This window comes from Aequorivita sp. IT1183 (assembly GCF_058068265.1).
Genome location: NZ_JBYRHS010000006.1, coordinates 220,009 through 246,396 on the forward strand (window position 1 = coordinate 220,009; position 26,388 = coordinate 246,396).

The 26,388-nt window shown below is 36.1% G+C and carries 29 protein-coding genes and 1 tRNA gene; 10 read left to right on the plus strand and 20 right to left on the minus strand.

Features of this window, described 5'->3' with window-relative positions; translation table 11 throughout:
- Nucleotides 1–179: 179 nt before the first annotated feature.
- Nucleotides 180–1,403, plus strand: a complete 1,224-nt coding sequence (locus tag AC3RVF_RS13700) for an MFS transporter (RefSeq protein ID WP_489693607.1) — start codon at nt 180–182, stop codon at nt 1,401–1,403.
- Nucleotides 1,404–1,406: 3 nt separating this feature from the next.
- Here the strand turns inward: AC3RVF_RS13700 and AC3RVF_RS13705 are convergent, their stop codons facing one another.
- Entirely contained in the window at nt 1,407–1,610 is a 204-nt protein-coding gene (locus AC3RVF_RS13705) for a hypothetical protein (protein ID WP_489691795.1), read from the minus strand.
- 92 nt (nt 1,611–1,702) lie between these two features.
- Nucleotides 1,703–2,146 (minus strand): Lrp/AsnC family transcriptional regulator, encoded by a 444-nt coding sequence (locus tag AC3RVF_RS13710; RefSeq protein ID WP_489691796.1) that lies wholly within the window; start codon nt 2,144–2,146, stop codon nt 1,703–1,705.
- A 117-nt stretch (nt 2,147–2,263) separates the two neighbouring features.
- Here AC3RVF_RS13710 and AC3RVF_RS13715 point away from each other — a divergent pair, with 117 nt between their 5' ends.
- Both AC3RVF_RS13715 and AC3RVF_RS13720 read left to right on the plus strand, forming a co-directional pair.
- Complete coding sequence (locus AC3RVF_RS13715; protein ID WP_489693608.1) at nt 2,264–2,659, plus strand: hypothetical protein; 396 nt, start codon at nt 2,264–2,266, stop codon at nt 2,657–2,659.
- 74 nt (nt 2,660–2,733) lie between these two features.
- Nucleotides 2,734–3,333: a hypothetical protein gene (locus AC3RVF_RS13720; protein WP_489691798.1), complete on the plus strand. Its 600-nt coding sequence runs from the start codon at nt 2,734–2,736 to the stop codon at nt 3,331–3,333.
- Here the strand turns inward: AC3RVF_RS13720 and AC3RVF_RS13725 are convergent, their stop codons facing one another.
- From AC3RVF_RS13725 to AC3RVF_RS13735, 3 genes are read right to left on the minus strand one after another with little or no spacing between them, the layout of a single operon-like run.
- Nucleotides 3,334–3,792 (minus strand): RES family NAD+ phosphorylase, encoded by a 459-nt coding sequence (locus AC3RVF_RS13725; protein WP_489691799.1) that lies wholly within the window; start codon nt 3,790–3,792, stop codon nt 3,334–3,336.
- Between the two features lie 2 nt (nt 3,793–3,794).
- Entirely contained in the window at nt 3,795–4,295 is a 501-nt protein-coding gene (locus AC3RVF_RS13730; RefSeq protein ID WP_489691800.1) for an Xre family toxin-antitoxin system antitoxin, read from the minus strand.
- Nucleotides 4,296–4,349: 54 nt separating this feature from the next.
- Nucleotides 4,350–7,775 (minus strand): methylmalonyl-CoA mutase family protein, encoded by a 3,426-nt coding sequence (locus tag AC3RVF_RS13735; RefSeq protein ID WP_489693609.1) that lies wholly within the window; start codon nt 7,773–7,775, stop codon nt 4,350–4,352.
- Nucleotides 7,776–7,939: 164 nt separating this feature from the next.
- On the opposite strand from AC3RVF_RS13735, the gene AC3RVF_RS13740 reads away from it, so the two are divergent.
- The 3 genes from AC3RVF_RS13740 (at nt 7,940) to AC3RVF_RS13750 (ending at nt 9,934) form a co-directional block, all read left to right on the plus strand.
- A complete protein-coding gene (locus tag AC3RVF_RS13740; RefSeq protein ID WP_489691802.1) occupies nt 7,940–8,845 on the plus strand; it encodes a T9SS type A sorting domain-containing protein in 906 nt (301 codons plus the stop codon).
- 83 nt (nt 8,846–8,928) lie between these two features.
- Nucleotides 8,929–9,636, plus strand: coding sequence for a DUF4197 domain-containing protein (locus AC3RVF_RS13745; RefSeq protein WP_489691803.1), 708 nt, complete (start codon nt 8,929–8,931; stop codon nt 9,634–9,636).
- A 115-nt stretch (nt 9,637–9,751) separates the two neighbouring features.
- Nucleotides 9,752–9,934, plus strand: coding sequence for a Lacal_2735 family protein (locus AC3RVF_RS13750; RefSeq protein WP_489691804.1), 183 nt, complete (start codon nt 9,752–9,754; stop codon nt 9,932–9,934).
- 5 nt (nt 9,935–9,939) lie between these two features.
- On the opposite strand, the gene AC3RVF_RS13755 is transcribed toward AC3RVF_RS13750, so the two are convergent.
- The 7 genes from AC3RVF_RS13755 to AC3RVF_RS13785 all read right to left on the minus strand — a co-directional run bounded on the left by AC3RVF_RS13755 (nt 9,940) and on the right by AC3RVF_RS13785 (nt 18,156).
- Nucleotides 9,940–10,713, minus strand: coding sequence for an ABC transporter substrate-binding protein (locus AC3RVF_RS13755; RefSeq protein ID WP_489693610.1), 774 nt, complete (start codon nt 10,711–10,713; stop codon nt 9,940–9,942).
- Nucleotides 10,700–11,521, minus strand: coding sequence for an orotidine-5'-phosphate decarboxylase (gene pyrF, locus AC3RVF_RS13760; protein WP_489693611.1), 822 nt, complete (start codon nt 11,519–11,521; stop codon nt 10,700–10,702). Before pyrF ends, AC3RVF_RS13755 begins: the two co-directional genes overlap by 14 nt.
- A 27-nt stretch (nt 11,522–11,548) precedes the next feature.
- A complete protein-coding gene (gene prfA, locus AC3RVF_RS13765) occupies nt 11,549–12,625 on the minus strand; it encodes a peptide chain release factor 1 (protein ID WP_489691807.1) in 1,077 nt (358 codons plus the stop codon).
- 111 nt (nt 12,626–12,736) lie between these two features.
- Entirely contained in the window at nt 12,737–13,462 is a 726-nt protein-coding gene (locus tag AC3RVF_RS13770) for a hypothetical protein (RefSeq protein ID WP_489691808.1), read from the minus strand.
- A 73-nt stretch (nt 13,463–13,535) separates the two neighbouring features.
- Nucleotides 13,536–14,714: an AIR synthase related protein gene (locus AC3RVF_RS13775; RefSeq protein ID WP_489693612.1), complete on the minus strand. Its 1,179-nt coding sequence runs from the start codon at nt 14,712–14,714 to the stop codon at nt 13,536–13,538.
- Nucleotides 14,715–14,878: 164 nt separating this feature from the next.
- Nucleotides 14,879–17,065: a glutamine synthetase III family protein gene (locus AC3RVF_RS13780; RefSeq protein ID WP_489691810.1), complete on the minus strand. Its 2,187-nt coding sequence runs from the start codon at nt 17,063–17,065 to the stop codon at nt 14,879–14,881.
- 137 nt (nt 17,066–17,202) lie between these two features.
- Nucleotides 17,203–18,156 (minus strand): calcium/sodium antiporter, encoded by a 954-nt coding sequence (locus tag AC3RVF_RS13785; RefSeq protein ID WP_489691811.1) that lies wholly within the window; start codon nt 18,154–18,156, stop codon nt 17,203–17,205.
- Nucleotides 18,157–18,317: 161 nt separating this feature from the next.
- On the opposite strand from AC3RVF_RS13785, the gene AC3RVF_RS13790 reads away from it, so the two are divergent.
- Nucleotides 18,318–18,470: an SsrA-binding protein gene (locus AC3RVF_RS13790; protein ID WP_489691812.1), complete on the plus strand. Its 153-nt coding sequence runs from the start codon at nt 18,318–18,320 to the stop codon at nt 18,468–18,470.
- On the opposite strand, the gene AC3RVF_RS13795 is transcribed toward AC3RVF_RS13790, so the two are convergent.
- A complete protein-coding gene (locus tag AC3RVF_RS13795; protein WP_489691813.1) occupies nt 18,467–18,979 on the minus strand; it encodes an adenine phosphoribosyltransferase in 513 nt (170 codons plus the stop codon). The genes AC3RVF_RS13790 and AC3RVF_RS13795 overlap by 4 nt on opposite strands.
- 74 nt (nt 18,980–19,053) lie before the next feature.
- Between AC3RVF_RS13795 and AC3RVF_RS13800 the strand changes: the two genes are divergently transcribed.
- Nucleotides 19,054–19,127: transfer RNA gene (locus AC3RVF_RS13800), tRNA-Arg, on the plus strand.
- Nucleotides 19,128–19,231: 104 nt separating this feature from the next.
- Nucleotides 19,232–19,390, plus strand: a complete 159-nt coding sequence (locus AC3RVF_RS13805) for a hypothetical protein (protein WP_489691814.1) — start codon at nt 19,232–19,234, stop codon at nt 19,388–19,390.
- Here AC3RVF_RS13805 and AC3RVF_RS13810 read toward each other — a convergent pair.
- The 7 genes from AC3RVF_RS13810 to AC3RVF_RS13840 form a co-directional block, all read right to left on the minus strand.
- Nucleotides 19,387–19,662 (minus strand): ATP-dependent Clp protease adaptor ClpS, encoded by a 276-nt coding sequence (locus AC3RVF_RS13810; protein ID WP_489691815.1) that lies wholly within the window; start codon nt 19,660–19,662, stop codon nt 19,387–19,389. The genes AC3RVF_RS13805 and AC3RVF_RS13810 overlap by 4 nt on opposite strands.
- A 50-nt stretch (nt 19,663–19,712) precedes the next feature.
- Complete coding sequence (prmA, locus tag AC3RVF_RS13815; RefSeq protein ID WP_489691816.1) at nt 19,713–20,546, minus strand: 50S ribosomal protein L11 methyltransferase; 834 nt, start codon at nt 20,544–20,546, stop codon at nt 19,713–19,715.
- Nucleotides 20,546–21,295 (minus strand): triose-phosphate isomerase, encoded by a 750-nt coding sequence (tpiA, locus tag AC3RVF_RS13820; protein ID WP_489691817.1) that lies wholly within the window; start codon nt 21,293–21,295, stop codon nt 20,546–20,548. Before tpiA ends, prmA begins: the two co-directional genes overlap by 1 nt.
- 58 nt (nt 21,296–21,353) lie before the next feature.
- Nucleotides 21,354–21,833, minus strand: a complete 480-nt coding sequence (locus AC3RVF_RS13825) for a TlpA family protein disulfide reductase (RefSeq protein ID WP_489691818.1) — start codon at nt 21,831–21,833, stop codon at nt 21,354–21,356.
- 81 nt (nt 21,834–21,914) lie between these two features.
- Nucleotides 21,915–22,991 (minus strand): ABC transporter permease, encoded by a 1,077-nt coding sequence (locus AC3RVF_RS13830; RefSeq protein WP_489691819.1) that lies wholly within the window; start codon nt 22,989–22,991, stop codon nt 21,915–21,917.
- A gap of 1 nt (nt 22,992) precedes the next feature.
- Nucleotides 22,993–24,708 carry a BT_3928 family protein gene (locus AC3RVF_RS13835; RefSeq protein WP_489691820.1) on the minus strand — a complete coding sequence of 572 codons (1,716 nt, stop codon included), beginning with the start codon at nt 24,706–24,708 and terminating at the stop codon, nt 22,993–22,995.
- A 137-nt stretch (nt 24,709–24,845) separates the two neighbouring features.
- Nucleotides 24,846–25,421 carry a DUF1599 domain-containing protein gene (locus tag AC3RVF_RS13840; RefSeq protein WP_489691821.1) on the minus strand — a complete coding sequence of 192 codons (576 nt, stop codon included), beginning with the start codon at nt 25,419–25,421 and terminating at the stop codon, nt 24,846–24,848.
- A gap of 134 nt (nt 25,422–25,555) precedes the next feature.
- On the opposite strand from AC3RVF_RS13840, the gene folP reads away from it, so the two are divergent.
- On the plus strand, nt 25,556–26,383 hold the full coding sequence (gene folP / locus AC3RVF_RS13845; RefSeq protein WP_489693613.1) for a dihydropteroate synthase: 828 nt from the start codon (nt 25,556–25,558) through the stop codon (nt 26,381–26,383).
- The last annotated feature ends 5 nt before the right edge of the window (nt 26,384–26,388 follow it).

Consider the following 26,388-nt stretch of genomic DNA (forward strand, 5'->3'; position numbering starts at 1 on the left):
TCACTACATTTGATGAATAATTCATAAAAAATGAAAAATAACTCATACACCTGCCGCAAGTATCAGGTCATTTCTAGAAAGAAATGCCGGCGATGTATGTATTGACACTTTAGCAATTAATTTATTCAATATAGAAACGTCTCGGCTTTAACCGGGACGTTTTAGATTTATAACCTAGTATGAAAAAGATATATACCAACTATTTAGCAAATTTTCGCGGCCTCTCGCGAGAAATCTGGCTATTGTCTTTGGTTACGTTCATTAATCGTGCTGGGGCAATGGTTATTCCTTTTTTATCTCTTTATCTTGTAAATGTTGAAGGTTTCAATCTACCACAAGTGGGGTGGATTATGTCCTGCTTTGGTTTAGGTTCTTTGGTAGGCACATATATTGGCGGTAGATTAACCGATACAATTGGTTTTTATAAAGTTATTCTTGCGAGTCTATTTTTAGGTGGCGTAGGCTTTGTACTCTTGCAGTTTATCGAAACGTTTTATGGTTTTTGCATTGGTATATTTATATTAACAATGATGACGGACGCAGGACGACCCGCCATATTTGTTGCCGCAGACACCTACAGTAAACCAGGAAACATAACTAGATGTATAGCATTAATCCGGCTGGCTATAAATTTAGGCTTCTCCATTGGGCCATTAGTAGGTGGTTTAATTATAGCGCATTTAAACTATACTTCTCTTTTTTGGATTGATGGTCTTACTTGTATAATGGCGGCAATTGCTGTAATTCTTCTTTTACAACCGAAGAAACAAAAGGACAATAACGCCGGTAAAACGATCGTCGTTAAAGAAGGAGTTGCTCCTTATTTGAATAAATTATTTATACTGTTTTTCGTAATAATGGTGGCAAACAGTCTTGCGTTTGTTCAATATTTTTCGGTGATGCCGATATTTTACGAGCAGGTTCATTTTCTCTCTGAAGATGTAATTGGCTGGTTGCTATTTCTGAATGGAGCTACAATTGTAATATTCGAAATGCCTTTAATTGCTTGGTTAGACCGAAAACAGATTTCGAAAACTATGGCAACGTTTTGGGGAATATTTTTTCTCGGACTTAGCTTTTTAGTACTAAACTTAACAAGTTGGAGTGGTATATTAGTGGTAGCAATGCTACTAATGACACTCGGTGAAATGATTGGTTTTCCCTTTTCGAATGCGCTCGCATTAGAAATGGCTCCCAAAGGTAGAAAAGGAAGTTATATGGGTTTGTATAGTATGAGCTTCAGTTTTGCACATTTAATTGGCCATAATGGAGGAATGAATCTCGTAAATAGTTTTGGCTATTTTAACACATGGACGTTTTTCGCAATCTTCCTTCTTTTAATAGCTTTATTGACAATATGGCTCTACTTTCTGTTGAAGAAATCTAACACTGGAAATATCTAAATTTCAGTTTTTTATATGTGATTGTTTTTTCGCGCGGCGTTGTTTTCGCGAAACAATAACTGCATCAGCACATGAAATCATTAAGCCGATACTCGCAAAAAGACAAATTATCCTAACTACTTTAGCACCCGGAAATTCTAAACCTGTAAAACCTAATAATACTGATACAACAGTAATTATTAAAAAGTGAATAGTATAGTTTTTCATAACATTTTAATTTGTAGACGTATAGCTAATATACTATGAAAAATGATGCAGAATTCTTAAAAATAAACCAATTATTAACTCTTTAACAAAATCTATTTTAGTGGTTTCAAATCGTTGTTTTTAACCACGTGCGAAAGAACAATTTGGGTTTTGGTTTCGCCGTAAACAATCAGTTGGTCAATAAAAGTTTCTAAATGTTTTTGATTCTTGAGAACTACTTCCATTACAATATTTTCATTTCCAGTGATACGGTAACAATTTAGAACTTCGTCATAAGTTTTCACCACATCTAGAAATGGTTTTAACTTCCCCATAAAGGCTCGAAGGGTAATAATTGCTTTAAATTGATAGCCAGCTTCAAAGGGCGAAACAACAGTGAAATAACCAGTAATTATACCCGAATCTTCCATTTTTTTAATACGTTCCGACACCGCAGGCGAACTAATACCTACCTTTCTTCCTATTTCGGTACTGGGCTGACGCGCATTTTTTTGAAGACAATTTAAAATTTTCCAATTTAACAAGTCAATGCTCATATTAAAGTATATTTAAAAAAATCATTAATAATTAAATCAAATATACAATTTTGCTTTAATTATTATTGTAAAATGTGCTGTTTAGTCCTTAAATTTGATACGCTTAAAAAAAGAAAAATGTCGTCCCACACCTTTGGAAAAAATTCGCAATCTGCTGTTTACTCAAAAGCATTAGATATATTCTCGTTGGCTAGAAATATTTCTGCCTACATTGGTCATGATTTAGCGCATTTACATAAAAATGGCTCTGAAGATCCGAATATTTACTTCACGGGAGATATTGTACAACAATCTGTATCCTTAGGACCGCAAATATTAAAGGCCGAAAGCCAGCCGTTTTCCGAAGAAAAGCATAAATACGCAGCTTCGGTAATGCGATTATCAAATTTGCTCTATAAAAACTGCGAACGTTTAGAAAGAGTAAATAGTAACGGAAAAGATTTTTTACCATTACTTCGAAAAGAGCTTAAAAAGTTCAGAAAACTTCAACATACTTGGAGGTTGACGCTGTAATTTACACTTCAAACATTTACCCTACTTCTTTCCATTTCAATTGTTACATTTGTAAAAGGCATAACTATTTATAAATGTTTGACGAGGAGAATGATTTCGATCCAATGGAGCGGCACAATCGCGTGCGGCAGATGCCCATTTTCATAAAAGCAGAGGAAATCAGGGAGTTAGTGCGGCATATTGTTACTTCTGTTGAAAAAACTGATATCGTCTTTAAACGTAAAGTTGAAAAGGAAATGTTAGCGCACAACCTAGATTACCTAATGGAAAACGCTTATACAATTCCTGCAAAAATTTCTGGTGCCGAAGCTGTTGAAATCTACGATCTTAAAATGGAAAATGCGGCTATTATTCGTAAAGCTGCTAGAGAATTAATTACCGACGTTCGTGGAATACAAATGCACGGTTTTAAGGATATTGAATATTTAGATTTGCTGCGAAAAGAGGTTGAAGAATTCAGAATACTTTTTGCTGAATGGGTGAAATCTTTTGACCCTTGGGATTATATTATAGACCGTTGGGGACTTTTCAACCCACCCGGCGTAAATTACGATGATCACGACCCCGATGATATTCCCTTCGACCCGAGCAACCTTCCCGACGAATTTTTTTCAGATTCCGATGATTTTGATGAAGACTGGGATGAAGAAAATCTCGATGACGAAGAAGAATGATTAGCGAACCAATCTAGGGTCCACACTAAATTTACCTTTTCGAACTACTTTAAGTTTCCCCGAATCTAAATGAGCTGGGTTAATAAGAATATTATTTTCTAGAGATAATATGGCTGAAGGCACCCGCATCGCTAAACTTTCTTGATTTTTTAACCATCCCGAACCGAACATTTGCAACTGGTTAACAGCTGCCTCCGTGGTCCATTTTGGATTTATAAAATCAATAGAAAGTACAGTTTTAATATCCTCATCTGGAATTTCAACTTCTAAAAACGAATAATCCAAAGGCAATTGTGCAAATTCAATATGTACTATTATTTCTAATAAACTCAGTGATAGGTTTTCTGAAAAATATAACATCGGATCGCCAATCTTATTCCATCTCCCTCCATATAAACGAGCCCCTTCACCCGATAAATCGTCGATATACTGTGTTTTAGCTATTCTGAAAATACGCACAATTATGAAGGAATTCCATGAGCAATACGCCCAAGGATATTTGTAACATGTTGAATTCCAAACCTTGTATCCAAAAAATCTAAAGGTTTTTGACCACTAAATATATAAGGTTTTGAATGTAACCAATTTCTAAAATTTTCGAGTGTTCCTAAAACCGCTATTCCTTCTGAAACCACTTCTGCAATTTCAAAAAGTTGTTCTGTATTTGAAACCCCCAAAAGATCATCATCTGCTTTTCGCTGCAACGTTCTATGAGAAATATGAAGCAAATCGCTCAATCTATCCATGGAAATATCTAAAACTTCACACAACGAATAAACAACGCTTTTAGGCAAACCTTTTCTGGTAATTGCAATAAGATCTATATCGCTATTTACCACTTGCCCTACCTGGGCAATACCTCCTAAAACCCCAACGATTCTATCGAAAGGGTTATTAATAAGGTAAAAGACTTCGGGTTCTTTAGCTAAATTTACATTAGTACGATTATCATAAGTTTCCACAATCACGACATTTGACACAAATATACGTATTTTTGTCGTGATTCAAAAATTTATTTACATATTTCGTCTATACTGCCCACCAACATCAAACAGGGCTTCGGTAATTTGGCCTAAGGAGCATATTTTAGTTGCATTCATTAATTGTTCAAACATATTTTCATTGTGAATAGCAGCAGTTTTCACTTTCTCAATTACGCTTGTTGAATTGTCCGCATGCATTTTTTGAAGATTTTTTAGGGTTTGTATCTGTACCTGCTTTTCTTCATCTGTTGCGCGAATAACTTCCGCTGGAAGAACTGTTGGCGAACCTTTGCTACTCAAAAAAGTATTTACCCCAATAATTGGAAAATCACCGTTGTGTTTTAAGGTTTCATAATACAAACTTTCCTCTTGAATTTTACTGCGCTGATACATCGTTTCCATAGCTCCTAAAACGCCGCCACGTTCAGTTATACTATCAAATTCTTTTAATACGGCTTCTTCAACTAAATCTGTCAATTCTTCGATAATGAATGAACCTTGAATAGGGTTTTCATTTTTAGCCAATCCAAGTTCCTTATTAATTATTAACTGAATAGCCATTGCTCGACGTACGCTTTCTTCCGTAGGAGTAGTAATTGCTTCGTCATACGCATTTGTGTGCAGCGAGTTACAGTTATCATAAATAGCATACAAAGCTTGCAAAGTAGTACGAATGTCGTTGAAATCTATTTCCTGTGCGTGCAACGAACGACCAGAAGTTTGAATGTGATATTTCAACATCTGAGCTCTAGGATTGGCACCGTATTTATTACTTAATGCCTTAGCCCATATTTTTCTAGCCACACGACCAATAACTGAATATTCAGCATCTATTCCATTGCTGAAGAAGAATGAAAGGTTCGGACCAAATTCGTTAATATCCATTCCGCGGCTTAAATAATACTCAACATATGTAAAACCGTTGGAAAGTGTAAAAGCAAGTTGCGTAATAGGATTTGCACCCGCTTCGGCAATGTGGTAACCACTGATAGAAACCGAATAGAAATTTCGAACTTTTTTCTCAATAAAATATTCCTGTACATCGCCCATTAAACGCAATGCAAATTCCGTAGAGAAAATACAGGTATTCTGTGCTTGATCTTCCTTTAAAATATCAGCTTGAACGGTTCCACGCACTTGCTGTAAAGTTTCAAATTTAATTTTATCGTAAACCTCCAAATCCAAAACTTGATCGCCGGTAACTCCTAGAAGCATAAGTCCGAGTCCATCATTGCTTTCAGGAAGTTCTCCATGATATTTAGGGCGTTCAATTCCTTTTTCAGTATAAAGGGTAGCAATTTTCTTTTCTACTTCCGCCTCTAAATCGTTTTCCTTTATATATTTCTCGCAATTTTGGTCGATAGCCGCATTCATAAAGAAACCTAACAACATTGGTGCGGGACCATTAATTGTCATACTTACTGAAGTCATTGGGTGACTTAAATCGAAACCCGAGTAGAGTTTTTTAGCGTCGTCTAAACAACAAATTGAAACTCCCGCATTACCTATTTTTCCATAAATATCGGGTCTTAAATCTGGATCGTTTCCGTAAAGAGTTACACTGTCAAATGCTGTGGAAAGCCTTTTGGCTGGTAAACCCATACTTACATAATGAAAACGACGATTTGTACGCTCTGGACCACCTTCGCCTGCAAACATTCTAGCTGGGTCCTCCCCTGTTCTTTTGAAAGGATAAAGTCCTGACGTATAAGGAAATTCACCCGGTACATTTTCTTGAAGCACCCATTTTAAGATGTCGCCCCAAGCTTGATATTTCGGTAAAGATACTTTTGGAATTTGTGTGTGCGATAGCGTTTCAGTATGTGTCTTTATATTTATTTCCTTTCCACGTACTTTAAAACTGTAAACTGGGTTTTTGTATTTGTTTACTTTATTGTCCCAACCGGTAATAATTTCCCAATTATAGGGATCTAAATTTAGCTTTTCACGATCAAATTCAGCAAGTAACAACTTCAACAGATCTTTATTTTTTTCAGAATCAACTATTGTTTCCGAAACAATTCCAGCTTTATCGAGTTCGGGTTGTTTCCCTGAAATTGTTTCAATTGTTTTGAAAATTCCATAAAGTCGCTGAGCTACTTCTGCTTGCTCCAAAGCTTTTTTGTCATAAGCTCTGTTATTTTCAGCTATTTCAGAAAGATATCGCGTACGCGCCGGTGGAATAACGAAAACTTTTTCTTCCATTTCTTCAGAAACATGATAATCGCTATGAAGCTCAGAATCAGTCTTTTCAGCAATCTCTTTCATAACAGCTTTATAAAGCTTATTCATTCCTGGATCATTGAATTGTGAAGCAATGGTTCCATAAACTGGAAGTTCATCTTGTGGTGTTTCCCACAACTGATGGTTACGAACGTATTGTTTTTTTACATCCCTAAGCGCATCCAAAGACCCGCGCTTGTCAAATTTGTTGATAGCTACCAAATCTGCAAAATCTAGCATATCGATTTTTTCGAGCTGAGTAGCTGCACCAAATTCGGGCGTCATTACATAAAGTGATACATCACTATGCTCTATAATTTCGGTATCGCTCTGACCAATACCAGAAGTTTCAAGAATAATTAAATCATATTCCGCTGCTTTCAAAACCTGAATTGCTTCAGATACATATTTAGAAAGCGCAAGATTGCTCTGGCGTGTCGCCAAACTACGCATATAAACCCTTGGAGAATTTATAGCGTTCATTCTAATACGGTCACCCAGTAAGGCTCCACCAGTTTTTCTTTTAGAAGGATCTACAGAAATAATACCGATGGTTTTTTCTGGAAAATCAATTAAGAACCTACGCACCAATTCATCAACTAACGAAGATTTTCCCGCACCACCTGTTCCGGTAATACCTAAAACAGGGGTCGTTATTTTTTGGTTTTTAATATGAATTTCATCTAACGCTACTTTTGCAACATCCGGAAAATTTTCGGCAGATGATATAATTCGTGCAATTGCACCTATTTCTTTATTCGCTAATTTATCAACTTCACCATTCAATTTATCGCCTATCGGAAAATCAGAACGCTCCACCAAATCGTTTATCATTCCTTGAAGTCCCATTTCACGTCCATCATCTGGCGCATAAATACGGGTTATACCATAATCTGTCAATTCCTTTATTTCTGATGGTAGGATTACTCCGCCCCCTCCGCCAAATATTTTGATATGACTGGCACCCTTCTCCTGTAGCAAATCATACATATATTTAAAGTACTCGTTATGGCCTCCTTGATACGAAGTTAAAGCTATTGCATTTGCATCTTCTTGAATAGCTGTATTTACAACTTCTTCTACACTCCTATCATGACCCAAATGAATCACCTCTACCCCAGTAGATTGTATAATTCGACGCATAATATTGATTGCGGCGTCGTGACCATCAAATAATGAGGCGGCTGTTACAATTCGTACTTTATATTTTGGTTTATAGGGATTTACCTTCTCCATGGCACATTTTTTTTTAAATTATGAAATGCAAATTTAGTCAAAACCTAACGAACATAATACTTTAGAACGCTATTGATATCACAAAAAAAACTAAAAACTATTGCGATATTTGAAGATTTTTGTATATTGCAGCATCAATATTAAACAATTAAAAACTTAACATTATGAAAAAAATTTACTTATTGGCTTTTGCTATAGGAGCTTTCACTTTTTCTGCTAATGCGCAGATAATCAATGACGACATGGAAGATTATACCCCAGGTCCAGTTCACGAAGACCATTGGTCTAGCTGGAGTGGTGGTGGTGGTGCTGAGGACATAGTAGCAACTACGGCTTTCGCTAACTCTGGTGCTCAATCAGGACTAATCGGCAGCAATGGTGTTCAAGATGCACTTTTACTTCTTGGAAATCAAACAAGTGGTGTGTATGACTTATCATTTATGATGTACATCCCAACTGACAGAACAGGTTACATTAACTTTCAAGGTGAAACAGAAGCTGGTGGTGCTGGAAATGGCGGTGCTGGTGTATTCAACTCAGGAAACATTACTTTTAACTTAGATGGTTTAAGCCCTGGAACTGTTGAAGATATTGATGCTGATGGAACAGTTTACAATACCTATGCTTACCCACAGAATTTCTGGTTCGAAGTAAAATTTCATTTTGACATTGACGTTCTTACTTATACATTGTCTATTGACGGTGTAGACGGTGCTCCAGTTGGTTTTGGAACAGACGGTACTGTAGGTGCAATAGATTTCTTCTCAATTGACGCAAACAACGAATATTATGTTGATGATATTATGTTTGATACTGCTTCAGCTGGTGTTGAAGATTTCGCAGTAGGTTCTTTCAGTGTTTATCCTAACCCAGTAAAAGATATATTGAATATCAGCTCTAAAGCTGCTGTTGACAATGTAACTGTTTACGATGTTTTAGGTAAAGTAGTTCTTACACAACAACCAGGAGTTATCTCTCCTAAAGTTGATATGAGCGGTCTTGCTTCTGGAGCTTACTTGGTTCAAGTAACTATTGGAAATGCTACAAAAACAGTTAAAGTTCTTAAATAAGATCTTTAAAAATTTTTATAAAAAGAGCCCTTCAATATTGAGGGGCTTTTTTTTATATTTGAATCTTACCTAATTTTGAAACTATGATCCTTAAAAAAATCTTTCTTTTCTGCTCTTTGTTTGTTGTAATTTCATGCGCAGAACTACAACAGGTAGTTAATACATTACCCACCCAAACTGTAATAGATCCTACAATGATAGCAAGCGGGCTAAGACAAGCCTTGGATCTTGGAATTGAAAAACAGGTAACTAAACTCACCAAAGAGAATGGTTTTTATTCAAATCAGTTAGTGAAAATCATGTTGCCTGCAGAATTGCAGAGAGTGGATCAAACACTTAGAGATATAGGTTTGGGCAGTTTGGCTGATGAAGGCATAAAAGCATTAAATAGAGCCGCAGAAGATGCTGTAAAAGAAGCAACGCCTATTTTTGTGAGCGCAGTAAAAGAAATTACTTTCGCAGATGCGAAAAATATTTTATTGGGCCCAGATAACGCGGCTACCAATTATTTGGAGCAGCGAACAAACTCTCAACTTTACTCAAAATTTAATCCGGTTATTCAAAGTTCATTCGCAAAAGTTGGAGCAGATCAAATCTGGACAAACATTATCAACAAATACAATTCAGTTCCCTTTGTAACAAAAGTGAATCCAGATTTAACAGATTATGTTACTAACCAAGCTTTAAGCGGAGTGTACAAAATGATAAGTATTGAGGAAAAGGATATACGAAACAATATTGCGGCGAGAACTACTACACTGCTAAAACAAGTTTTTGCTTTACAGGATTAAGAAAAAGGATTACTGGCATTAATAATGGCAAAGCTACTTTATGATTCCATTAACCTCTTGTTAATAGAAAGTTACCATTCGCAACACTACCTTTGTAGTGCATAAATAAGCTAGCATGTTTAATTGGTTTAGAAAAAAATCTAGGATTGAAGCATTAAAAGAAAGATACAGACTTTTAATGAAGCGTTCTTTTGAGTTATCCTCAAAAGATCCTCAAAAAAGTGAAATGGCACATAACCAAGCTAACAAACTTTTTCAGGAAATTCAATACCTATCGTTTAAACAAGCTGATAAATAATTAGGTTAATGCAGGGTATTAAAATACTTATAGGCATTTATTAATCGCGATCCGTACCAGCTAAAATACTCTCCATCTACCAATTTCACTTCAGTTTCAAATTCATACGCTAAAGTATCGATATCAGCTTCTTTAAATGGATAAGGCTCTGTGGAAAGAAGTATTAAATCGGCTTTCTCAAAATCGGATGCTTCTACTTCTGGGTAACGAGATTTCTTACTGGAGAAAACATTTTCAAAATTGTTTTCTTGCAACATAGAATTAATAAATGTTGCACGTCCCGCTGCCATATATGGATTTTTCCAAATTAAATAAAGTACTTTCTTAGACTCCGAAGATTGAACAAAGTCTTTATGCTTTTTACCTTCAAAATTTATCTCCGAGATTATTTCTGAAGCTTTTGAAGAAACCCCAAAAACATCGCCCAATAGGGCAATCATTTTAGTCGAATCTGAAATGGTTTCAATATCACTTATCCAAACTGGTGCAATATTCTCCAGTTCTTTCACCATTTCTTCGGTGTTTTCTTCTTTATTACAAATTATGATATCTGGCTGCAGTGACTCAATTTTCTGAAAGTTTACATTTTTGGTTCCGCCAACAATTGTCTTTTCACTTTTTAAATCTGCAGGATGAACACAGAATTTAGTAACGCCAACAATGGCATCGCGTAAACCGAGATCTACCAAAAGTTCAGTTTGGGATGGCACTAATGAAACAATGCGCTTCGGGGTTTCGGGAAGTTTTATGGTTCTATTTAATTGATCAGTAAATTCCATCAAGAATAGTCTTCATTTCAAGCTGCATATTTTTAGCCTCTTTGGCCGCAGCTTCAGCAAAATCAGTTCCATCTGAAGCATAAATAATTCCTCTGGAAGAATTAATTAGCAGACCAATATCTTCAGTTATTCCATATCTGCAGACCTCTTTTAGACTTCCGCCTTGGGCTCCAACTCCAGGAACCAACAGAAAACTATTTGGAACAATTTTACGAACCTCAGCAAGATATTCCGCTTTAGTAGCGCCAATAACATACATTAAATTTTCGCTGTTTTTCCAGTTTTTTGAAGTTTTCAAAACTTGTTTATAAACTTCTTCGCCTTCAATTTTTTTAGTTTGAAAATCGAATGCGCCCTCGTTAGACGTTAGGGCGAGCAAAATAGTATGTTTGCTTTCGAAAGCCAGAAATGGCTCTACAGAATCTTTGCCCATATAAGGAGCAACAGTAACCGAATCAAAACCTAAATCTTCAAAAAAGGCTTTGGCATAACGCGAAGAAGTATTGCCAATATCGCCACGTTTGGCATCTGCGATAGTGAAAATTTCAGGATATTTTTCGTTTAAATAATTTATCGTTTTCTCTAAAGACTTCCAACCCTTAATACCGTATGCTTCATAAAATGCCGTATTTGGTTTATAAGCCACCGCATATTGGTGTGTTGCGTCAATAATAGCTTTGTTGAAAGAAAAGATAGGATCTTCTTCTTCTAATAGAAAATCTGGAATTTTTTCAAGATCTACATCTAAGCCTATGCAAAGAAAGGATTTCTTGTTTCTGATTTCTGAAATTAAATTTTCTGTAGTCATACTGCTATATTTCAGAAGATTATTCGCTTAAAAACTTTCGCCTGTTTCCTTTAATTTTTCAGTATTACTTACCAATTGAAGCTCGTCAACTATTTCTTGAATGTCGCCATTCATAATATTCCCGAGGTTGTATAAAGTAAGGTTTATGCGGTGATCGGTAACGCGACCTTGCGAATAATTGTAGGTTCTAATTTTTGCACTACGGTCTCCACTGGTAACCATCGAGCCGCGCTTTAAAGCATCTTCGGCTTGCTTTTTCGCCAATTCCATATCGTACAATCTAGAACGAAGAACCTTAAATGCTTTTTCTTTGTTTTTATGTTGCGATTTTTGATCTTGACACTGTGCAACTATTCCCGTGGGAACGTGCGTTAAACGTACTGCAGAGTATGTTGTGTTCACCGATTGCCCTCCTGGTCCCGAAGAACAAAAGAAATCTACGCGAACATCTTTGGGGTTTACTTCTATATCAAATTCTTCCGCTTCCGGAAAAACCATCACAGTTGCGGCACTTGTGTGCACCCTACCTTGTGTTTCGGTTTGTGGAACACGTTGTACACGATGAACTCCCGCTTCAAATTTAAGGGTTCCGTAAACATCTTCGCCTTCAATTTCAAGGTGAACTTCTTTAAAACCGCCGCTAGTTCCTTCGTTAAAATCTATAATATTGGTTTTCCAACCTTTACTTTCACAGTATTTGGTGTACATTCTTAAAAGATCGCCCGCAAAAATACTCGCTTCGTCGCCTCCGGTACCTGCCCTAATCTCCATTACAGAATTCTTGCTGTCTTCAGGATCTTTCGGCACTAAAAGAAATTTTATCTCTTCGTCTAACTTTGGCAAAAGAGTGTTCGCCTCTTCCATTTGTAGTTTAGCCATTTCTACCATTTCGGCATCGCTACCGTCAGCTAAAATTTCCTCAGCCTCGGTTATATTGTTTGTAAGCTCCAAGTATTCTGATCTTTTATCCATCAAAATTCTTAAATCCTTATATTCCTTGTTCAACTGAATATAGCGCTTTTGATCACTCATTATATCTGGTTGAATAATAAGGTCGCTTACCTCGTCGAATCGTTGTTTTATTATTTGAAGCCTTTCTAACATAGAGATTTTATAATGGGTGCAAATTTACAATTTTAACCGAAACGAAACTAATGGTAAATCTTTCAATTTTCATGGAAATTTTTTAAAAATTCGAAGATTGGAAAATGTGGTTTAAGAATTATTAGTTTCTATATCCTTCTGATTCCTTACTTCTAGAAATGAAAAGTAAACCAATACACAAAGTGATAACGCATATAAAATTCGGGCTAAGTAAACAAATGTACTACCAAAAACAAGATCGTAATACCCAATACCTCTAAAGACGCCAGAAAAAACTAGTAAAAGCACCAGAATCATGAAGCTCATGGATTGCGATGTATTGTAAATATGATTGTGAAACAAAGCGAAAAACCCCAATAAACTACCCGTTATTCCACTTAAAAGCATGAAAAAATATTGCGTCTCATTTAACGTCATTTCTTTCATTGCTCCTATCAATTGTATAAATAGAAAGCCGTTAACAAATAATATCAGGACAAAAAAGAGCGTGAATATTTTGGTGAAATGCTGTAGTTTGATTTTCGGAATAATGTACCAGAAAAATGATAAATAAGAAAGAAAGGCCAAAATCATTGACGTACTAGCTATTAATCCATTTTCAAACCATACCGTTGCAACACAGGATGCTCCGTTAAGAAACAGAAACACGACAATCCACTTTTGAATCCTATACCCGAAAACTAACAATAAATACGCTAAAATGGAATAGCAAAAAATGGCACGAATTAAGCGGTACCAAAAATAATTTTCAGCCATATGAAAACCTATGCTTATTGCTATAAAACAGATGGCAAAAATAGCCAGCCCCACTTTATATTTTCTAAAAGGCAATTTCATGAGACGTTAGCTTTATTGGTACTGAACTTAGGGATTATGGCATTAAAAATCAATAGCGAATATAAGTGCGGTATCAATATATAAACTCGCCCATAGCTGATTTTATGGTAAGTTTCTTTGAAGTAGCTGTTTCTACCCTTCCCACAATTTTCGCTTCTACATTAAATTTTTCTGAAATTTTTATAATACTATCAGCAATTTCCTTTGGCACATAAAGTTCCATTCTGTGCCCCATATTGAAAACTTGATACATCTCTTTCCAATCTGTTTTACTTTCTGCCTGTATAAGTTTGAAGAGTGGCGGAACATCAAACATATTATCTTTTATGATATGTAAATCTTCAATAAAATGTAGAATTTTTGTCTGCGCGCCTCCGCTACAATGTATCATTCCGTGAATTTCATTGCTGCTAAATTGCGTCAAAATTTCTTTAATAATTGGAGCGTATGTTCGCGTTGGCGAAAGCACTAATTTCCCAGCGTTTAATGGACTATTTTCAATAACATCGTCAAACTTTTTTGAACCAGAATAAACAAGTTCTGAAGGAACTGACGAATCAAAAGTCTCAGGATATTTATTGGCCAAATATTTTTCGAAAACATCGTGCCTTGCAGAAGTTAAGCCGTTACTGCCCATTCCACCATTGTATTCTTTTTCATAAGTAGCTTGTCCAAAAGAAGCCAAACCAACAATAACATCGCCCGGTTTAATATTGGCGTTGTTTATTACATTGCTGCGCTTCATTCTAGCGGTAACCGTAGAATCTACGATGATTGTTCGTACAAGATCGCCCACATCTGCCGTTTCGCCTCCAGTGGAATGAATGGTAACTCCGAACTTTTTCATTTCTGAAATTAGCTCTTCCGTACCGTTAATAATAGCCGAAATTACTTCACCTGGAATTAAATTTTTATTCCTTCCAATAGTCGAAGAAAGCATAATATTATCAACCGCTCCAACACATAAAAGGTCGTCAATGTTCATTATTAACGCATCTTGTGCAATTCCTTTCCAAACCGATAAATCGCCTGTTTCTTTCCAATACGCATACGCCAAAGATGATTTGGTTCCTGCGCCATCTGCGTGCATAATTAAGCAGTGATCCTCATCGCCCGTTAAGTAATCTGGAACAATTTTGCAGAACGCTTTTGGGAATAATCCTTTGTCTACATTTTTGATAGCATTGTGCACATCTTCTTTACCGGCAGATACGCCTCTTTGCGCGTAACGTTTTGAAATCTCTTTACTCATTGTTCATGATTATGGTAGCAAAAATACGTATTAAAAAAAAGCCCACAAAGGTGAACTTTCAACGTTTTTAGGAAATTGAACAGATTAATCCTAATAACTAAAAAACCGCCCAACAATAGTTGGACGGTTTCAGAATATAAAACATTAAAATTTTCGCTAATTAATTATTTAGTAAAAAGTAGCTCACGATATTTAGTTAGTGGCCAAAGCTCATCATCTACAAGCAATTCAAGCTTATCGCAATGGTAGCGAATTACCTGAAAATATGATTTTACATCGTCACAATAAGCAAAGGCTTTTTCTACTGTATCCTCAATTTTGTTTGCTTTTTTACGCGCGTCAATCATTTCGGTTATGCCCTTGTTTATTTTCGCAATGTGCTCGCTTATTTGTTCAATAAGTTGCATTTGCTCAGTAGCCAACTTTTTAAAGTCTGTTCCGTAAATATTTTTTAATCCTTGAACATTTTCAATTAAAATATTTTGATACTGAATAGCAGTTGGAATAACGTGGTTTCTCGCGATATCACCCAATATACGTCCCTCGATTTGGATACGCATTGCGTAATCTTCCATTTCAATTTCATAACGAGCCTCCAATTCTATTTTACTCATAATGCCAAGCCCTTCAAAAAGTGCGATGGATTTTTTAGAAACTTTCGCTTTTAATGCCTGTGGCGTTGTTTTGTGATTGCTTAAACCACGTTTTTTAGCTTCTTTTTCCCAAGCTTCTCCGTAACCATCACCTTCAAAACGAATTCTTTTAGAATCTTTTATATATTCCTTCAAAACATTAAAAATAGCATCATCCTTCTTCATTTTCTTATCCTTGATAAGAATGTCTACTTCTGTTTTAAAATCAATAAGTTGTCTTGCTACAATTGCATTAAGCACTGTCATTGGATTCGCGCAGTTTGCCGTAGAACCCACAGCACGAAATTCAAATTTATTACCAGTGAAAGCAAAAGGTGAAGTACGATTTCTATCTGTATTGTCTAATAAAATTTCTGGAATTTTACCAACCACATTTAATTTTAAGTCTGTTTTTTCCTGCGGTGATAATTTACCGCTAGTTACTTTTTCTAACTCATCTAAAACTTCAGTAAGTTGTGATCCAATAAATGCCGAAATAATTGCCGGCGGTGCTTCATTAGCGCCCAAACGGTGATCGTTACCCGCGCTTGCAATAGAAGCTCGAAGCAACTCTTCGTGATCATTAACCGCTTTGATAGTATTAATAAAGAAGGTTAAAAACTGAAGATTTTTCATTGGTGTGCTACCAGGACCTAAAAGGTTAACACCTGTATTAGTAGCTAAAGACCAGTTATTGTGTTTTCCACTTCCGTTTACATTTGCAAATGGTTTTTCATGGAATAAAACTTTAAAATTATGCTTTTCGGCTACTTTGTGCATCAAATCCATTAATAATGAATTGTGGTCTACCGCCAAATTGGTTTCCTCAAAAATAGGCGCCAATTCAAATTGGTTTGGAGCAACTTCATTATGTCGTGTTTTTACGGGAATACCCAAAAGCATACATTCGGTTTCCAAATGACGCATAAAATTCAACACTCTCGCAGGAATAGATCCAAAATAGTGATCGTCCAATTGTTGTCCTTTTGCTGAAGAATGCCCTAACAAGGTTCTTCCCGCCAAAGAAATATCTGGACGAGATGCCGCCAAAGCACTATCAACTAAAAAGTACTCTTGCTCCCAACCTAAAGTTGCATTTACCTTAGTAACGTTTTTATCAAAATACTTAGCCACCGCAGTTGCAGCGTTATCTATTGATAGCAACGCACGGAGTAATGGTGTTTTATAATCTAAAGCTTCGCCTGTATAGGAAACAAAAACCGTTGGAATACATAAAGTTGTACCATAAATAAACGCCGGTGAAGTTGGATCCCAAGCTGTATAACCACGAGCTTCAAATGTATTTCTGATTCCGCCATTTGGAAAACTTGACGCATCCGGTTCTTGCTGAACCAACTGACCACCTCCAAATTTTTCGATAGCCATGCCATTTTCCATCGTTTCAAAAAAGGCATCGTGTTTTTCTGCAGTTGCCCCAGTTAAAGGTTGAAACCAGTGTGTGTAATGCGTAGCACCTTTTGCAATAGACCATTCTTTCATACCTGTAGAAATATGGTCTGCAATGTGTCGCTCTATTTTGGAACCATTTTCAATGGCATCCATAACACTCTTAAAAGAATCTTTTGTTAGAAACTGCCGCATGGCACCTTCATTAAAAACGTTTTTTCCGAAGATCTCTGAACGTCTTTCTGGTTCTGAAACTGGTACGGGAACTCTATTAAAAGTTTCCTTAATGGCAAAAAATCTTAAAGTTGGCATGATTCTGTTTTATGGTTCGACGAGGCAAAAATAGAAAAAACACAGATACACCCCCTAAATTTTGGCAGTTAATTTGCAAAAATTAGTAAAATAGTTATAAACACCCCCTAATAAATTAGCGATAAACGATTTTGAAATTATTTTAAAATCGTCATTCCAATAAAAATAGCATAGGCTGCGAGCAAAAGAATGCCCCTTTTTCTACCAAGTTGGAATGCTTTAGGAAGAAATGCTAATGGTAGTAGAATTCCAGCAAATCCTATCATCCAGAAAATATCATTAGTAAGTACTTCTTCACTCTTAACTACTATAGGTTGAATTATTGCCGTAATACCCAAAACAGAACAAATATTGAAAATATTAGAGCCTATTAGGTTTCCGAGCGAAATAGCCTTCTCCTTTTTTAAGGCTGCAATAACCGAAGCTGCCAACTCTGGAATGCTTGTTCCAACAGCAATCATAGTTATGGCAATAACTCGTTCGCTTACGCCAAATTGTTCCGCTAAGGAAACTGCGCCACTCACCAAAAATTCACTACCTGCATAAAGTGAAACAGCTCCAATTATTAACCAAATGGTAATTTTAAAATTTGAAGTTTGAGATAGTCCATCGTCAATACTATCATCCACCGGCTCAGTGCTCCGCTGTCCTTTTGCTCTTTTGATTAAAATCCAGAGATATACAAAAAGCATCAGCAGCAATGCCACGCCTTCGGAATGACTTATTATTCTACCGCTTTTCAGAATAAAATAAAGCGCAATTGAAGCCACCATCATTACAGGCCAATTAAGTTTGTAAAAATCTTTATCTATTGCCAGTGGCGAAATAATTGCGGTTATACCAAGAACCAGCCCAATATTGGCAATATTTGAGCCTATTACATTACCAATAGAAATATCTGAAAATCCGTTGAGTGCAGCCTGCAAGCTGACCAACAGTTCTGGCGCCGAAGTAGCAAAAGATACTACCGTTAGCCCAATAACCATCTTGGAAAGATGTAGCTTGAATGAAAGCGCTACAGAAGATCGAACCAGAAATTCACCTCCAACAACTAATAAAACTAAACCTAAAAAAAGCATTAAATAATCCATCGAAAAATAATTGTTCGCGAAGATAGTAAATGCTAAAAAGAATCAATAGCATAATCAGTGCTAACCTGAATTATTACGATAATCTCATCATTAGTTTTTAACTTAAGTTTTTCAATAATATCAATTCAAAATGCTTAATTTCAAAATATATTTAAACTAAGATGAAAAAGAAGTTTTTTAAATTGCTTGCCAAAGCTAATAGTAAGGTACTGCCAAGTTTCACTAAAAGTGGTGTTGAACTTGAAAAGGCCTCCAAACTTCAAATGGCTGTGTTCGCCTATAAATTATGGGTTACTAAAAATGCCTTGGATTAATATTTTAAAAGAGATTTAACCGTCTGGCCTCGCAATTTATTAATGCCTTTTAAAAATTCAATTTCCAGCATAAAATTACACTGCACAACTACTCCACCTAAACTTTCAATTAAATTACAAGCTGCTTTTGCTGTGCCTCCGGTAGCCAAAACATCGTCGTGTAATAACACACGCTCACCTTTTTTTATGGCATCTTCGTGAATTTCAAGGGCATCCATTCCATACTCTAATTGGTACGGCTCCTTTAATGTATTGTAAGGAAGTTTCCCTGGTTTTCTGATTGGCACAAAACCAGCGTTAAGTTTTTGGGCTAAAAGAGTTCCGAAGAAAAACCCACGAGACTCTATAGCCACTACCTTATCAATTTTTTGATCACCAACCATTGCCAGAAGTTGTTCCACACAATTTTCCATTGCTTCGCTACTTGCAAGCAGCGGTGTAATGTCTTTAAAGTGAACACCAGCCTTAGGAAAATGTTCAATATTTCGAATATATTTTGATAAATCCATTTTTTTTTCGAGTTTAATTTGTCTTGCAATTTAAAAAGAAATATATTTGCACCCGCTTAAAGCGAGAATTAAATGGCCTTGTGGCGCAACTGAATAGCGCACCTGATTACGGCTCAGGAGGTTCCAAGTTTGAATCTTGGCAAGGTCACTACACTAAAGCAACCACGTTCTAAAAAACGTGGTTTTTTTATGAAATAATTTTTATAACTATTGCAGATTTTTGAGTAATTTGGATACTTCAAATCCATTATTATGACCAAAATCGTAAAAGACGCTGATAACGAACAGGAAAGAGACTACATCTTTCAAGACAATAAAAAAACCCGCTTTGGAGCAGGTTTTATTATTACTGTTTTAATTATTCTTATAATCGCCGTAATATTTTCTGCAATATATTTTGATTGGTATTAAACAATTTCTGCGCTTAACCCAGCTTCTAAAAGCATACTACAGCGCGGTTTTAAATCATTAAACTCACCCGTTTTCACGGTGCATTTTCCTTTGTAATGTACAATAATGGAACACTGCTCAGCTTGTTCTGGCGTGTGTTCACAAGCAAATATAAGACTATTAATTACGTGGTCGAATGTATTTACTTCATCATTATAAAGTACAATTTCATTGAGGTTGCTCTCTTTTTCGGCAACCGCTACATCTTCTTGTATTTTTTCTTTAGTACTCAAAACGCGATACATGTTAATTCATTAATCCGGGATTCGAAAATTCGTTTTCACTAAATTACGAATTTTGCGGCAACCCATTTGTTTTTTTCTTTATTTTCAACGAAACTGAGTCCTAGATTATTGCAAGTTTCTGTAATAATCGGCAAATCTTCGTTATAAAACCCACTTAAATAAAGTTCGCCGCCTTTATCTAAACATTTTCTATAAGTCTCCATATCGTTCAAAAGAATATTTCTGTTGATATTGGCAATAATAACATCGTATTTTTTGTCGGAAAGCAAAGAAGCATCGCCCAAGAAAACAGAAATGCTTTTACAACTGTTTCTTTCAATGTTTTCCATGGAATTCTCAAAACACCATTCGTCAATATCTATTGCGTCTAATTTTGACGCCCCACGCATTTCTGCCAGAATTGCCAAAACAGCGGTTCCACAACCCATATCGAGCACAGTTTTTTCTTTAAAATCCCTCTCCAAAATAAATTGAAGCATCATAAAAGTAGTCTCATGGTGGCCCGTCCCAAAAGACATTTTTGGTTCGATAACTATTTCATACTCAAAATTTTTAGTTGGGTGAAATGGCGCGCGTACGGTACATTTTCCATCAACTTCAATTGCGTCGAAATTTTTCTCCCATTCAGAATTCCAGTTTACTTGTGCAATTTCAGAAGTAGTAAAATCGATTTCAAATTCTTCCGAATCCAAAATATTTATGTCTTCTAAAATATTTTCGTTCCATTCATCTTTCTGAATATATGCAGTAACGCCGTCTTCAGTTTCCACAAAACTTTCAAAGCCTGCGTAGCCTAATTCAGCAATCAGAATTTCGGTTCCAGGTTGAAGCGGACTTACTTTAAAAATGTATTCAATATATATATGTGACATTAAAAAGAATTTACAATTTTCATAAAACTATCTACTTTCAGCGACGCACCGCCAATTAACCCACCGTCAACGTCAGCTTGTCCAAAAATTTCGGCTGCATTATCGGGTTTTACGCTACCGCCGTACAAGATTGAAACCTTTTCGGCAATCTCTTTTGAATAGTTTTCGGCAATGGTTTTACGTATAAATTTATGCATTTCTTGAGCTTGCTCTGGGCTAGCAGTTTCGCCTGTGCCTATTGCCCAAACAGGTTCGTAGGCAACAATTATATTTTCCCAAGCGTCATCTGAAATATGAAAAAGTCCTTCAGTAAGCTGGGTTTTTATCAATTCAAAATGGTTGTTATTTTTTCGATCTTCCAATTCTTCACCGATACAAAAAATAGCTGTCATTTCATTTTCAAGTGCGGTATTTACCTTCTCGGCAAGCGTAGCACCATCTTCTTTAAAATAGGCCCGACGTTCGCTATGGCCCAAAATAACGGTGTTTGTACCTACACTTTTCAACATTTTAGCAGAGATTTCACCCGTAAAAGCACCATCATTACTTTGGTGCATATTCTGCGCGACAACCGTAACAGGATGCTCGCGCAAAGAATTGAACGCATGGTTCAAACTCGTAAAAGGCGGCGCTATCATTATTACTACATTTTCCGGATAAACTTGTTTTTTCAAGTCAACTAAAAACATTTCAGTTTCCGATAAATCGTAATTCATTTTCCAGTTTCCAGCTACTATTTTTTTTCTCATAATCATGCCCGTATTTCGACTACGCTCAATATAAACTTCAGCGAGTATCTTTTTAATATTAGTTATTCAATGCTTTTAATAAATTTTCGTCATTTGTTTCAATGGCTTTGTAAAGACTTATTTCGCCTTCGGGATTTACGATTATATATCTTGGAATCCAATCTAAATCTATGGAAGAGCAAAAGGCACCTTTCCAACCTGCGGGTATAAAATAATTTTCGCCCACCACGCCGTACTTTTCAATTCCATGTTTCCAACTTTCTATTTCTTTATCTAAAGAAAGAAACAAAAATACAATTTCGGGATTATCCTTTTGAAGCTTATGCAGCGCGGGCATTCCTTCAATACAATCTTTGCACCAAGTAGCCCAAATATCTATTAAAACGGTTTTGCCTTTATATTGTTGAAGTATTTCTGAAAAGCTGATTTCAGTGTTGTCTTCAGCTAGAAATTTCTCGCTCAACGCAGCTTCAGAAAACGTTTTTTGCTGCGCTTGTGCAAAGCTTACAAATAAAATAAATGTTATTGATAGTTTCATGAGTTTTGATTATTGGTACGTTGATACTGTTGCAAATTTATTGTTTTCTGACTGATGAATTGCACACGATAAATCCTGAGCCTACTGTCTACTAATTTTAGGATCCAGCCAACCGTAAATTATGTCTACAAAAATATTAATTATAATGAATAATGTGGCAATTACTATTACAGCGCCCATAATTACAGGTAAATCTAAGGTGTTTAATGCATTCACTATTTCCTTTCCCAAACCATTCCACCCGAAAATGTATTCCACAAAAACAGCACCTGCAAGCATACTTGCGAACCAACCTGAAATTGCAGTAACAACAGGATTTAGTGAGTTTTTAAGCGCGTGTTTTTTTATAATTTGATAATTGGATAACCCTTTTGCTTTTGCAGTGCGAATGTAATCTTGGTTCAAAACTTCGAGTAACGAATTACGCATCAACTGACTTACGACAGCCAACGGACGAATACCCAAAACGATAGCCGGAAGTATTAAATTTTTCCACTGAATGTGCTTGCCGTTTCCAAAATCGTCGACTGAGTAAAGGCTTCCGGTCATATTCAAATTTGTGTACTCGTGAAGTAAAAAACCGAAAATCCATGCAAAAATAATTGCACTGAAAAACGACGGAACACTCATCCCCAAGGTGCTAACTAATTGAATAAATTTATCTATAAATCCATCTTTGAAGAGCACCGAAATAATTCCGAGAAAAACCCCTATAATTATTGCAATAATAATTGCTGAAACTGCCAAAATAAATGTGTTCGGGAGAGTTTCAGCTATTACTGCGCTTACTTCTTTTCCATTCTTTTGAAAAGATTCGCGCAAGTACGGCGTTTTTAGAACTACGTTTGTATTTCCAACTGAAAATAATTCTGCGGCATTATATTTTCCCTTCGAAAGAAACGTATAATCGTCTGGGTTTGTACTGTGAAAAGAAATAGGCAACAGATCGTTTAAATACCGGACATATTGTATTGAAACGGGCTGATCAAAACCATACTTCTTTTTTACAATTGCAAGCTGTTCTGCAGTTTCGTTTTGCCCCAACATCATTCGTGCGGGGTCGCCGGGAAGTATTGTAAATAAAAGAAAAATAACAGTTACAACCCCAAACAAAGTAAGCAATGCATAACCCAATTTTTGAAGTATGTAAACTGCCACTTTATTGTTGGTTTATTTGTTCCATTGTACGTGGCTCGTATTGAAAATCTTTACCAAAAAGTATTTTTGAATATGCTTCAATAGTTTCGTCAAAACCCGCTGCTTTTCTTCTTTGATTTACATTTTCTGGATTCGCGATTGGCCAAATAAAAGAACCACGAGCATCGTCATAACTCATTCCTTGAGTACCGTAAATTTGTGGCTTCCCCTCCATCATTAAATAGCGATCTTCCATCATTGCTGCAGAAGTTTTAGGTATTTCTCCAGCGTCAGCGGCTTTCTTTACCAATGGCAAATAAAGCGGAATTTTATCGGGGTTGTGCTGTAAAACATTCCACGCCACAAGACTCGATTCTTCACCCACCACAGATTTTCCGGGATATCCTTTTTCAATAAAATATTTTTCAACAAAAAGCATGTTTACACTATCCAAAACGCTTTGCATATTTGCCAAATCGCCGCTGTATTCAGCTTCAGTAAGACCCATTTTTTCACCCAACTTTTTACGTTCTTCCAAAGACTGAGCTTGCATTAATAGTCGGTATCGCTGGTCTAGCATTCCAATACTGTCCAATCGTTGTTTTAAGGAAAGGTCTAATTTTAAACTTGCACTTTTCACAGTTGGAAGTTGCAGCTTTGAGGTATCATTCCAGTGAAGTTTTTGTTTGATTGTTCCGTTGTCCAGTTCCAAAATTCCTGGATTACTTCGCACAATCGTTTTCAGCGTAGTTTCGTCACAGAAATAAAACTTGAAGTTCAGTTTATACTGTTCCACCAGCGCTTCTGTCATTTCTTGCGAAGAGGCTGAAAGACCTATTACATTATAACCATTTTCCAAAGCCTTATCTGTAATTTCCTTAATTGGAATATAACCGTCTTTCTCCGTATTTCCCAGGCTATATGCTATAATAACCACGAGATTTTCTTCTTCTAAAAATTGCGTGGTATAATCCTCACCGTCGCGTTCCATTGTGAAATCGTGGATTGGCGGTGTGTAGCCTTCCTGAATCATTTCAGTCTCGGTATTAATTAGCTCCCCATCAACTTGCGGATATTCGCCATTAGTAGTTATCACCTTTTCTTCGCCATTAATATTAAAAGTCCACTTGTATTCATAAATAGGTCCGGGTGCATTCTCTGGAACAGCCATTCCCTCTCTGATGTTTGCCCCAATTTTATACGGACGAAAATCTATAATTGGCAGGTGTAGCAGCACGTAATAAGTTATTCCAAGGCAAGCCACAAATGATGCGAAAATTAAAATACTGCGCGTTCCTTTTGTAAAAAAGGGCTGGATATATTTTTGTCCCACAAAAAGAATTAAAATCAAAACCAGCAATACAATGTCTTTGCTGAAAGATTCCCAAGGCGTTAGTTTTATTGCATCGCCAAAGCAACCGCAATCTGTTACTTTATTAAAATATGCCGAATAGAAAGTCAGGAATGTGAAAAACACTATCATTAGCAATAACGCCCAAAGTGTAAACTTTTTTAAATAGCCCAAAAGCAGCGCAACACCTAGCAATACTTCAAAAATTACAACGAAAATTGCAATCAATAATGCGTACGGCACAAGAAAATTAAGATCTAAAACTTCGGGGGCGAAGTAATCTTTTAGTTTAAATGAAAACCCAACGGGATCGTTCAGTTTTATCAATCCACTAATTATAAAAAGTGCTCCAACTATAATTCTAGATATTCCTACTATTATTTTCATACGTACTATTTATATTCTGCAAGCTATTTCCGTCTCAGTGGGTATCTCGCAAGTATTATCATTATTTTATTTTAACACCTACAAGGTTTTGAAAACCTTGCAGGAAGTCTTGGAAAATTTATCGGTCAAGACTTTCTTTACTCTTTATTCTTTCCTCTTTTTTCTTCCTTCTCTTTACTTTCTTCCAAATGAATTAGCGCAAAAACAGCATAATTAACCATATCTTGATAATTTGCATCAATGCCTTCAGACACTAACGTTTTCCCGCTATTATTTTCAATTTGCTTTACACGAAGCAATTTTTGAAGAATCAAATCTGTAAGCGAACTCACTCGCATATCTCGCCAAGCCTCGCCGTAATCGTGATTCTTATTCAGCATTAATTGCTTGGTTGCAGCAACATGTTCATCGTAAAGTTGGGTAGCAACTTCCAAAGAAAAATCTGGCTGCTCCACAACTCCTTTTTCAAGTTGAATGAGGGCCATGATAGAATAATTTACAATCCCAATAAACTCACTAGTTTCGTCCTCTTCAATTTTTTGCTGCGCATTTTGTTGCAAACCTCGAATACGTTGTGCTTTAATAAAAATTTGGTCTGTCAACGAAGGAAGCCTAAGAATTCGCCACGCACTACCGTAGTCGTGCATTTTGTTGATAAACAGCGTCCTGCATTTTTCTATCTGGTCGTTGTATTGATTTGAAGTATCCGCCATTACTGAATTGTAAGATTTTGCGTAAATTTCGCTTAAATAGTTCGAAGTTCAAAGTTGAAAGTTGAAAGTTATTCGCCAAATGGCACATTGACTAAAAGTTTTTGAATTTTGAAAGCGATAAAAAAATTAAAAAATTGCAGACCCTTAATTGCCGCGGCAAACTCATAGATCTCTCCGAACCCAAAGTGATGGGCATAATCAACGTTACACCAGATTCGTTTTACGACGGCGGAAAAACGTTTTCAGAAAACGAAATTTTGAAGCAAGCCGAAAAAATGCTTTCGGACGGTGCTACGTTTTTAGATATTGGCGGATACAGCACACGCCCAAATGCCGAAGAAATTTCTGAAAAAGAAGAAATTGAAAGAGTTGTAAAAGGAATAGAAATTATTTTGAATGAATTTCCGGAAGCTTTAATCTCTGTGGACACATTTAGAAGTGAGGTTGCAAAGAGCGGAATTGAAGCTGGAGCCGCAATTGTAAACGATGTTTCTGGCGGAACTTTAGATACAGAAATGTATAAAACCGTTGCTAAATTAAAGGTTCCGTACATTTTGATGCATATGCGGGGCACCCCAAAAACAATGACAAAATTAACCGATTACAAAAATGTAACAGTTGAAGTAATAAAGGATTTATCTGAAAAGATCGCTCTCGCCCGAGCCGAAGGAATAAACGATATTATCGCCGATCCTGGATTCGGATTTGCAAAAACCCGAGAACAAAGTTTTCAGCTTTTGAATAATTTAGAACTTTTTAAAAACTTGGGAGTTCCTATTTTAGCGGGAGTTTCTCGGAAATCGATGATTTATAAAACCTTAGATACTTCAGCAGAAAATGCTTTAAACGGAACAACCTCATTAAATACAATTGCACTTTTAAAAAGTGCTTCAATTTTAAGAGTGCACGATGTAAAGGAGGCTGTAGAATGTGTGAAATTGCTACAAATTCTTCAAAATTAATTTTA